General features: G+C 60.5%; 8 protein-coding genes and 1 pseudogene. 2 read left to right on the forward strand and 7 right to left on the reverse strand.

Annotated features, from left to right (window positions below; genetic code table 11):
* Nucleotides 1–5: 5 nt before the first annotated feature.
* Entirely contained in the window at nucleotides 6–812 is an 807-nt protein-coding gene (locus BUA28_RS06490) for a segregation and condensation protein A (RefSeq protein WP_083569901.1), read from the forward strand.
* A complete protein-coding gene (gene scpB, locus BUA28_RS06495; protein WP_072767295.1) occupies nucleotides 778–1,494 on the forward strand; it encodes an SMC-Scp complex subunit ScpB in 717 nt (238 codons plus the stop codon). The genes BUA28_RS06490 and scpB overlap by 35 nt, the downstream gene beginning before the upstream one ends.
* A gap of 72 nt (nucleotides 1,495–1,566) precedes the next feature.
* On the opposite strand, the gene BUA28_RS06500 is transcribed toward scpB, so the two are convergent.
* From BUA28_RS06500 to BUA28_RS16405, 7 genes and pseudogenes are all read right to left on the reverse strand, one after another.
* Nucleotides 1,567–3,660 carry a CopD family protein gene (locus BUA28_RS06500; RefSeq protein ID WP_072767296.1) on the reverse strand — a complete coding sequence of 698 codons (2,094 nt, stop codon included), beginning with the start codon at nucleotides 3,658–3,660 and terminating at the stop codon, nucleotides 1,567–1,569.
* On the reverse strand, nucleotides 3,657–4,067 hold the full coding sequence (locus BUA28_RS06505) for a copper resistance CopC family protein (RefSeq protein ID WP_083569902.1): 411 nt from the start codon (nucleotides 4,065–4,067) through the stop codon (nucleotides 3,657–3,659). Before BUA28_RS06505 ends, BUA28_RS06500 begins: the two co-directional genes overlap by 4 nt.
* A 199-nt stretch (nucleotides 4,068–4,266) precedes the next feature.
* Nucleotides 4,267–4,848, reverse strand: a complete 582-nt coding sequence (locus tag BUA28_RS06510; RefSeq protein WP_256325254.1) for a hypothetical protein — start codon at nucleotides 4,846–4,848, stop codon at nucleotides 4,267–4,269.
* Nucleotides 4,849–4,961: 113 nt separating this feature from the next.
* The gene (locus BUA28_RS06515) at nucleotides 4,962–5,537 is read right to left on the reverse strand and encodes a hypothetical protein (protein WP_072767297.1); all 576 of its coding nucleotides are present in this window, start codon (nucleotides 5,535–5,537) and stop codon (nucleotides 4,962–4,964) included.
* Between the two features lie 256 nt (nucleotides 5,538–5,793).
* Nucleotides 5,794–7,044, reverse strand: coding sequence for a methane monooxygenase/ammonia monooxygenase subunit B (locus tag BUA28_RS06520; RefSeq protein WP_072767298.1), 1,251 nt, complete (start codon nucleotides 7,042–7,044; stop codon nucleotides 5,794–5,796).
* Nucleotides 7,044–7,868: a methane monooxygenase/ammonia monooxygenase subunit A gene (locus BUA28_RS06525; RefSeq protein ID WP_025042266.1), complete on the reverse strand. Its 825-nt coding sequence runs from the start codon at nucleotides 7,866–7,868 to the stop codon at nucleotides 7,044–7,046. The genes BUA28_RS06520 and BUA28_RS06525 overlap by 1 nt, the downstream gene beginning before the upstream one ends.
* Before the next feature lie 281 nt (nucleotides 7,869–8,149).
* Nucleotides 8,150–8,244 (reverse strand): annotated as a pseudogene (locus tag BUA28_RS16405) (methane monooxygenase/ammonia monooxygenase subunit C); the annotation flags it as partial.

The raw sequence follows: 8,244 nt of genomic DNA on the forward strand, positions 1-8,244 counted from the left end.
TCAAAGTGAACGATTCTTCTCCCCCAGTCGCTAATTCAGTGGCGAAAATCCGTGGTGAACCGCTGGCCGAGCTGCCTGCGGATTTGTATATCCCGCCAGATGCGCTGGAAGTATTTCTCGACGCATTTCAGGGACCGCTCGATCTGCTGCTTTATCTTATCCGCAAACATAACCTGGATGTGCTGGATATTCCAATGGCGGAACTTACGCGGCAATATATGGGCTATATCGAGATGATGCGGGCTAACAAGCTGGAGCTGGCGGCGGAATATCTCCTGATGGCCGCGGTTCTGATTGAAATCAAATCCCGTATGCTGCTGCCGCTGCCTGTTTTGCTGGCTGAGGAGGAAAGTGACCCGCGCGCCGAGCTGGTGCGGCGTCTTCTGGAATACGAGCAGATGAAGGTCGCAGCGCAGAGGCTCAATGAGTTGCCCCATGCCGGACGTGATTTTACGGTAGTTGGAGTCCAAATTGATCAAGCGATGATCGAGTACTTGCCGGAAGTCAGCGTGGATAATCTCCGCGACGCTTGGCTTATGCTGATGGCGCGTTCCAATGTAAATCGGCGGCACCATGTCACTCGGGAAGAGCTTTCGGTTCGGGCCCATATGAGCCGGATCCTTCATCAATTACAGGGGCAAAACTTTGTCGAGTTCAATGAGTTGTTCAACCCTGCTGCCGGGGTGCCGGAACTGGTGGTAACTTTTCTAGCGTTGCTGGAGCTCGTAAGGGAAAACCAGGTGGAGGTAAGTCAACCTCGCGTGTTCGGGATTATTTATGTCAGGCCAATTAGTGCCCTCATCGCCAATTAGTCTCACGGGGGCGTCCAATCCCTGGGAAATTAAACGTATTCTGGAGGCGGCGTTGCTTACCAGCCAGGAACCGTTGCCGTTATCGGAACTGAAGAAACTATTCAATGGGGAACTGAGTGCGGAGGTTTTGCGCCGGCTGCTCGAAGAGTTGCGCCAGGACTGGGATGGGAAGGGCATAGAACTGGTGAGTATTGCCGGTGGCTGGCGCTTCCATGCCCGGCCAGAGATGCAGGAATTTCTTGATCGGCTTAATCCCCAGAAACCGCCGCGATACTCTCGCGCTGTATTGGAAACGCTTTCAATTATTGCATATCGCCAGCCGGTAACACGCGGTGACATTGAAGAAATACGAGGCGTTGCTGTCTCGGGGTCTGTGCTTAAAGCGTTGGAGTCGCGCGGCTGGATTACAACTGTTGGACATCGCGATGTTCCCGGTCGGCCGGCCTTGTACGCAACAACCTTGAATTTTCTCAACGATTTGAACCTTCGCTCCATTGAGGAGTTGCCCTCGCTGGAAGAATTGGGATCGTTGATCGAACCGGAAGGTGCCATGGAAGTGACATCGGGTCAAGCACCGGCTGCGCCTGCGAACTCGACCGGGTCAGGGCCACCCCTTTTGCAAGCTTCGCAGGTATCAGAAGTTCCACAAGTCTCTGAGCAGCCCGACGCCCAAAGTAGTTGAGCGGAAATAACTTTTACAACCGGCACTCTTGGTGCGCCAAGCCGCCGAGAGGTAGTAATCAGCGAGTGCTGATCAATGCACATGATCCCCCGGCGGGGGCAATATCTCCTTTTCCCGATTAAGCTGCGCGACCTGCTGCATCAGCATCTCGGTGTTTGACCAGCCCGGGCCATCCGCATCCGGAATCCAGCGCGCGCGCAGATAGCCGTAGCGGTCCACCAGGAACTCCATGTGCGGGGGCAAGGTGCCCTCCCCCAGCAGATCGGCCTTGTTCAACGTGCGGCGAAACAGCTTATAGCTCTGCACGATCTCGTGCGCCCCTTCGATCACCACCGGGAAAGGCACGTTGCCCTTGATCTGCTCCAGCTCGCGCGAGTCCCGATCATCCTCCGGCACCGCCAGCAGCACCGTATTGGCTTGAGCCAGCCGGGCGTTGAGATCGCGCAACTGCGCCAGGCGCTCCCGCGACTCCGGCCACGAGAACAGCACCAGCAGCACATTCTTCTGGCCGCGGAAGTCCTTCAGCGTTCCGCTGGAGCCGTCCTGCGCGGTATAGGAGAAATTGGGCGGGCCCATGGCAGGCTGCGGCTGTTCCGGCTTGACTTGCGGGCTCATCAAACGCGCCTGGTAGCCGCGCGACATGGCGTGCAGGAAATTGACCACGTCCCAGCGGTCCTCTTCCGAGAGTTTGTCGGCAAACTCGGGCATGCCGGTACCGGGAATGCCGAAGGAGAGCCAGTGGAAGAAATCGCCGGCGGTATGCTTGGCGGTATGCGGCTCGGTGAGCATGTCCACCGGCGGCTTGGCGAAGCTCTTGGCCATCACGCCGTTGCCCTTGCCCTGGGCGCCGTGGCAGGGCACGCAGTTCTCGGCAAAGTGGGCCGAGCCGTTGGCGATGGAAATGGTATCGAACGGTACCGGGGTCTTGCGGTAGGTCTCGGGGTAGGCGTCAACCGCCAAGGGCGGCAGGCCCACGCCCATGGCCAGGACGGCCAGCGCGAGCGGGATGCCCAGGCGGCGCTTCCTGTCCCACTTTCTGGTGCGCGCGAGCGCTACCGCCGCGCCGGCGGCGGCCAGGAGCGCCAGGCCGATCCAGGCGCGCAACATCACGCTGGGGTCGCCCCAGGTGGCGGCCAGGGAGAAGCGGAAGGAGTAGGGCCAGTTCTGGATGATGGCGTGCTTGGCCGGGACGGTGTTGGCAACGATAGTGGCCAGCAGCACGATGCCCAGCGCGAGGAGGAATTCGAAGCTGACCCACTTGCGCAGCCGGTGCCCGCCGGCCGCGGCCAGGCCATCGGCGTGCTGGGCCAGCAGCGGCAGCCAGCTGCGCGCGCGCGCGGCAATGACGAGCACCACCAGGAGCAGGGCGATCTTGCCGTTGAGCAGCCAGCCGTATTCGGTGGCGACCAGGGCGCCGTAGCTGTTGTCGACCATGCGGTAGGTAATGAAGATGCCGGTGGCGATCACCGTCAGCATGACCGGCAGGGCCATGGTGGAGAAGCGCTTCAAGGCGAGCGCGTCGGCCTTGACCGTTTCTTCGCGCGCGTGGAACAGGGCGTGGATGCGCTGGATGGCGGGCGTCTGGATGCCGGAGCGCGCGTCGCCGGGACGCGCGTCGTTCGCCTGCGGCACTTCACAGCTGAAACACACCACCAGGAAGGCGGGCAAGGCGCCGAACCAGATGCTGGCCATGATGATGTGCAAGGCGTAGGGCAATACGGACAGGAGGGACAGGTCTTCGGCGGCGGCGTGGCTGGCCAGGGCGCCCACGGCGAGGGTGGCGGAAGCGACGGTGGCGCACAGGATGTATTGCCATCTTGCCGGAGGGGCTGCGCGGATATAGAGGGCGATGGCGCAGACGAGGGCGGCGCAGGCGGCGCGCCCGGCCCAGACGTGCCCCATGTGGGTGTTCTGCACGAGCGCGAGCCAAGCCTGCGGATGCCAGGCGTTGGCGTCAATGCCGGTGGCCTGGGCCGTGGTGGTGGCGAGGATGCCCAGCAATCCGGCCAGGAGGATGAGCGCGAGCCAGGGCAGCGCCCGCTCCAGGCGGCCCACCCAGGGGGAGTGGATGGAGCCGGCAATGGCCAGGAAGACGCAGCTTCCGACCAGGATCATGTTGGACGCAAGCTGTAACCAGCGCAGCAGCGTCGCGATGACCTCGATCATTTGGCGGGTGTTTTGCTCTTTACGGTGAAGTCGTAGGACGAGTCAACCACGTGGCCGTCCACCGACAGCACCCGGAACTTTACCGTGTATTTGCCGGGCGCCAGTTGCGACAGGGGCAATACGATGGCCTTGCGGTCGTCCGCGGCGATGTGCGGCTGGATGTCGGTGACCGGTGACTTGGCGGCGTCCAGCACGGTAAGCGAGGCATAGTCCTTTTCGATTTCTTCGTTGAACCAGAGCCGCACTTGCGTGGGGGTCTGGGTAAGCTGCGCCCGGCGCGGCGGTTCGGCCTTGACCAGCATGGCGTGCGCCAGGACGGGGGTGCTGTGCAGCCCTGCCCCCAGCGCCATGAGCAGGATACTGCCCATCATGACCTGTTTGAGGGAGGGAATCAGGATCGATTGCATTCTTGGCTCCTCTTCGTGAAGCTGCCCCGCCACGGCAGTGGATGGGCAGGTTGATCTTTTAATCTTTTTTGGCTTTTTATTCGGACCGTATTGTTTGGACTGTATGGCTTCAGTTTGGTTCGGGCGCTGCTCAGGCGAAAGGCCGCCGCCGGTTATTCTATTATTCAGGTGGGGCTTGCCGCTCGCGCTGTGCTGCTGCTCAGGCGGCGCCGGCAGTCGTGGATTTGCGCCCGCGCAGGAAGAAGACGCCGGCACCGACAGCAATCACGGCGATGGCGCCGATGAGGTAGGGCGAGGTGCCTTTGGGTTCGCCCACGGAGAATGGGAAGCGCGAGACGTATTCTTCCTTGCCGCCGACGCTCACCAGGCCTACGAATTTGCCGGGCTGCTTGAAGTCGTATTCGAAGTTGATGGAGCCGTTGGGGTAGACCTTGGCCGGAATATGCAGCAGGGTGATGGCGTCCAGGTTTTCTTCCTTGCCTTCGGGTGCGCCGGTGTCGCGGACGATGCGCACTTCGGTGGGCAGGGGCCGCAAGGCTTCTTCAATGTAGTCAAGGGCTACGACGGTGCGGCCGACGGCCGGGATGTCTTCGCAGAATTCTTTCTCCTGCGTGCTTTCCGGCTGGTAGCCGGTAAAGTGCATGGTATAGGGGCCGATGGTGAGTTTGCAGATGTCGTCGGCCAGGGAGAGTCCGCCGTGGGCGTGCACTTGGGTGGACAGCGGCAGGGCCAGGCCCAGCATCAGGCCCAGGAGGGCGGGTTTGAGAGAGGGTAAGGACATTATCAAGGTCACCTATAAGAAATGATGAATCGTCGATCCTACGGCCCGATACTCGGTTGCCGCCGGGGCTGTCCGGGTTGTCCGGGTTGTTTTTGTCTCGTCGTTTTCGTGGTCTACGGCCGGCGCGAGGCGCGCCAGCGCTGCATGCGCTTGGATTTCATGAGCTTGTATCCCAGCAGGATCAACAGCAGCAGGGCAATCAGCGGCCCTACCGCGGTGCGGAATATGTTCGCGTAGTTGATCATCTGTACCCGCAAGGGGTACTGGTAGCGCAGGGGAGGCAGTCCTTCGGCGGTGATGATGACGGTGTAGAGGCCCTGGTCCAGGCTGGTCTCGCCCTTGATCACGCCGTCGGGGTGGTAGCTTGGGCGCAGGTAGCTTACGGTCTCGTCGTCGGTTTCGCTGGTGCCTTTGATCACGCGCATGCCGATGGGCATTTCGCGCAGGCCCGGGTCGACCAGGTCCACCACCAGGTAGGTGTCTCCGCTCTTGGGAATTTCGGTGCAGTATTGGGCGGTGGGCTCAAATTGCGGCTGGTAGGCGCTCAGGTGCACCATGTTCTCGCCGATGCGACGCACGCAGCTGTCTTCTTCCAGCGAGACTTTTCCGTGTGCGCCTGCCGCGCCAGCATAGAGCGCGGCGCTCAGGATGAGCGCTGCAGCACTTGCCTGTGTCACTTGCCTAATCACAAACGGGTCCTCTCCGCGTCGTTACGAATCGCTACGAAGTTATCAAGATTCATTGTTTACGCTAATCGCCGCTTGGGCGGGTTTGCCATTCATCCGCGGGCGGCAAAGCCTGCGGTTATCGCCATTCCAATTCTACTATCTAATTCTACTATTTTTATCCTGCATAAAAAACACCGATCCACCTTTCCGTCTGGCGACGGCGGCGGACCGGTGTCATGCCTTGCGGGACGGGGCTATGCCTTGCGTCCCATGCGGCCTAGAGCTTGGTGAAGACCGGTATGACGGCGCCAGCTATGCTGTTGATGTTGCGATCGCCAGTATCGCTCCATGTCATGAGCAATCCGCCAAAACGGCTTTCCGGGTCGCCCAGCAGGGCCATGAGCCGCTGTACTTCCCACAGTGCATCTTTCGCTTCCATCTTCACTTCGCGGGTCTCGCCCGGCTGGATCGGGGTCTCGTTGTCAAACGATAAGCCGGTGGCCACGAGTTCCTTCGGATAGTTGCGGTCCATGTGCTTTAAGCCCACTTTGTTGATGAACCGGATGCCGGCCGTGGTGAATTCGCCAATGCGGTAGGCGGAATCGCCGCTGTTGGTGATGCTCATGGTCACGCGCAGTGCCCGCCCCGGTACGTCGTAGTTGGCGTGGGTCACTTTGATGGCGATGGGGTTGGGTTTCACCGGCAGCGGGGCAACCTTGGATTCACCCGCCTGGATGGGCACGGTGTAGGGGTGCTTGTTTTCGGTGTAGCGGTAGCCTCCCCATACGAGCCCGATGGTCGCAAGCAATACGATCCAGGCAACTTTGGTGTCCATCGGGTCCAGCAGCAGTTCGTCACCATAGGCCAGCAGTACGCGGCTGCGCGGCAGGAACATGGGCCGTGCAACGTAGTAGCCGATCCAGAAGATGCCCAGTCCCATCCACAGGGCGTGCCAGAAGAGGCCGTTGCCCAGGTTGAAGGTTTCGGTGTCGATGGTCTCGCCGGTCAGCAATTTGACGGGGTTGGTGAAGTCATCCCAGCTGCCGGTGATGTTCATCCAGGCGGCGGGGCCGGCAATCGGGCCCGCGTCCTTGATGTTCAGCATGGCGTGCATGTGATGGCGACCGGGTATGCGCGCTTTGAGCCTGACTTCGAAGGCGTAGTCGCGTCCGATCTCAAGCGGCCCTGCGATCATGGTCGGCTCGCCGTTCAGCTTGGTGGAGAGGCGCACGAACACGGGGCTGGGGCTGCCTACGTTGAAGAAGGCGCGCCCCGGTTTGCCAACGGCCCGCGGCCAGTCTTCGGCCAGGTGGAATTTGCCGGTCATGGTGGCAAGATCGTTCACTTTGGTGGTCTCGGGACCCCATTTCATGTCGTACCATTGGATGGTGCGCATGCGCAGGAAGGGTTCCTGGGACCGTTCGCCGTGGGCCTGGGCCGGGGTGATGTCAAGCATGAAGGTCATGCCCAGGGCGGCCATGCCGCACAGGCCGGTCAGGCCGCGCTTGATGAGGTTGTTGAATTCCATTATTTGATCCCCTCGGGAAAGCCTTCTTCGCCAAATGCGGTGACGTCGTTTTTCATGGTGACGCGGCCACGGGCGCCTTTGACGTAGAAGAATGCGGTGCAGTAAAGTTTGCCGAAGTACCACCAGAGGCAGAACATGAGCATGGAGACGAAGGCGGCAAAGAACGAGGCGATGACGGTGGTGTGACCGCCAAAGGTCCGCAGCGAGCCTTGTTCGATGTTGCGTACGTACTCGGGGGTGCCGGTGCGAACGTACAGGAAGCCGGTGTAGTCGGCTACGGAGAGCAGTACGCCTTCGGCAACCAGCGGCAGGTGGGTCGGGCCAAAGATGGGCCAGTTACCCGGGTAGAACAGGAGTCCGAATGCGCCGCCACCAACCAAAGCTGTGATCATCCAGTTGCGGGTGAGCAGCATGACGGTGTCCATGACGAGTGCGCCCGGTATCATGGTGGAGGGGAAGACGAAGCTGATGGGGTAGTGCGACCACCAGTAGAAGCCCCAGTAGCGGGTCAGCCATTCGCCAGTCAGCAGGCAGACGACGCAGAGGGTGGCGCCAAAGGGCAGCCGGTAGTTGACCCACAGGTAGTACATGATGGCTGCGCAATAGGTGATGCCCACGATGGGGGTCACTACCGGCCACCATTGACGGTCTTTCCAGTCCAGCCAGAAGTCCCAGTCACCCGCCAGCAGCATGAAGTGCATGTGGTAGGTTCCAACCAAAAGTATGCATAGAATCGGGAAATAGACCGCGTCTATCATCCTGGACATCTTTACTGCTTCCGGCGGCATCTTGGCCGCCTTTAGTATTTCATCGGTTCTGCTCATCGCACCCTCCCCTCAAATGTCTACGATCTTAATCTTAATACGTGAATGATGTGTTTCTGTTGCGGTGTTGCTTGTTGCTTGGCCTCGTTCCGCCCCAGCTTGGTTTTTTTTGGCTGGACCTTTGTGCGCGGCGGTGGCGGTCGCCGCTCTGCTGTCGGGTTGCATCAGGCAGGGCGGCCTAAGGTGCCTCAGGGTTTTCCCCAGGGGTTCTCAGTGTCCATCAGCGTCCGGGGTGCCAAAACAAAAAGACCGGCTGAATTGGGTTCAGCCGGTCTTTCAGGTTACGGTACGATGCGGTTGTTGAGGATGACTTTGCTTTGGCCATTCCAGACGACGTCGGTCAGGTTGGAGTAGCGGGTGATGATCTGTGCCGCGA

Origin of the sequence: Nitrosospira sp. Nsp11, from assembly GCF_900142705.1 — a bacterium.
In the GTDB taxonomy this organism is placed as follows: domain Bacteria; phylum Pseudomonadota; class Gammaproteobacteria; order Burkholderiales; family Nitrosomonadaceae; genus Nitrosospira.

Excerpts from the sequence above, each read along its gene's own strand:
- BUA28_RS06505 (WP_083569902.1), bottom strand. The coding sequence starts at position 4,067 with ATGCAATCGATCCTGATTCCCTCCCTCAAACAGGTCATGATGGGCAGT.
- BUA28_RS06510 (WP_256325254.1), bottom strand. The coding sequence starts at position 4,848 with ATGTCCTTACCCTCTCTCAAACCCGCCCTCCTGGGCCTGATGCTGGGC.
- BUA28_RS06500 (WP_072767296.1), bottom strand. The coding sequence starts at position 3,660 with ATGATCGAGGTCATCGCGACGCTGCTGCGCTGGTTACAGCTTGCGTCC.
- BUA28_RS06525 (WP_025042266.1), bottom strand. The coding sequence starts at position 7,868 with ATGAGCAGAACCGATGAAATACTAAAGGCGGCCAAGATGCCGCCGGAA.
- BUA28_RS06520 (WP_072767298.1), bottom strand. The coding sequence starts at position 7,044 with ATGGAATTCAACAACCTCATCAAGCGCGGCCTGACCGGCCTGTGCGGC.
- scpB (WP_072767295.1), top strand. The coding sequence starts at position 778 with ATGTCAGGCCAATTAGTGCCCTCATCGCCAATTAGTCTCACGGGGGCG.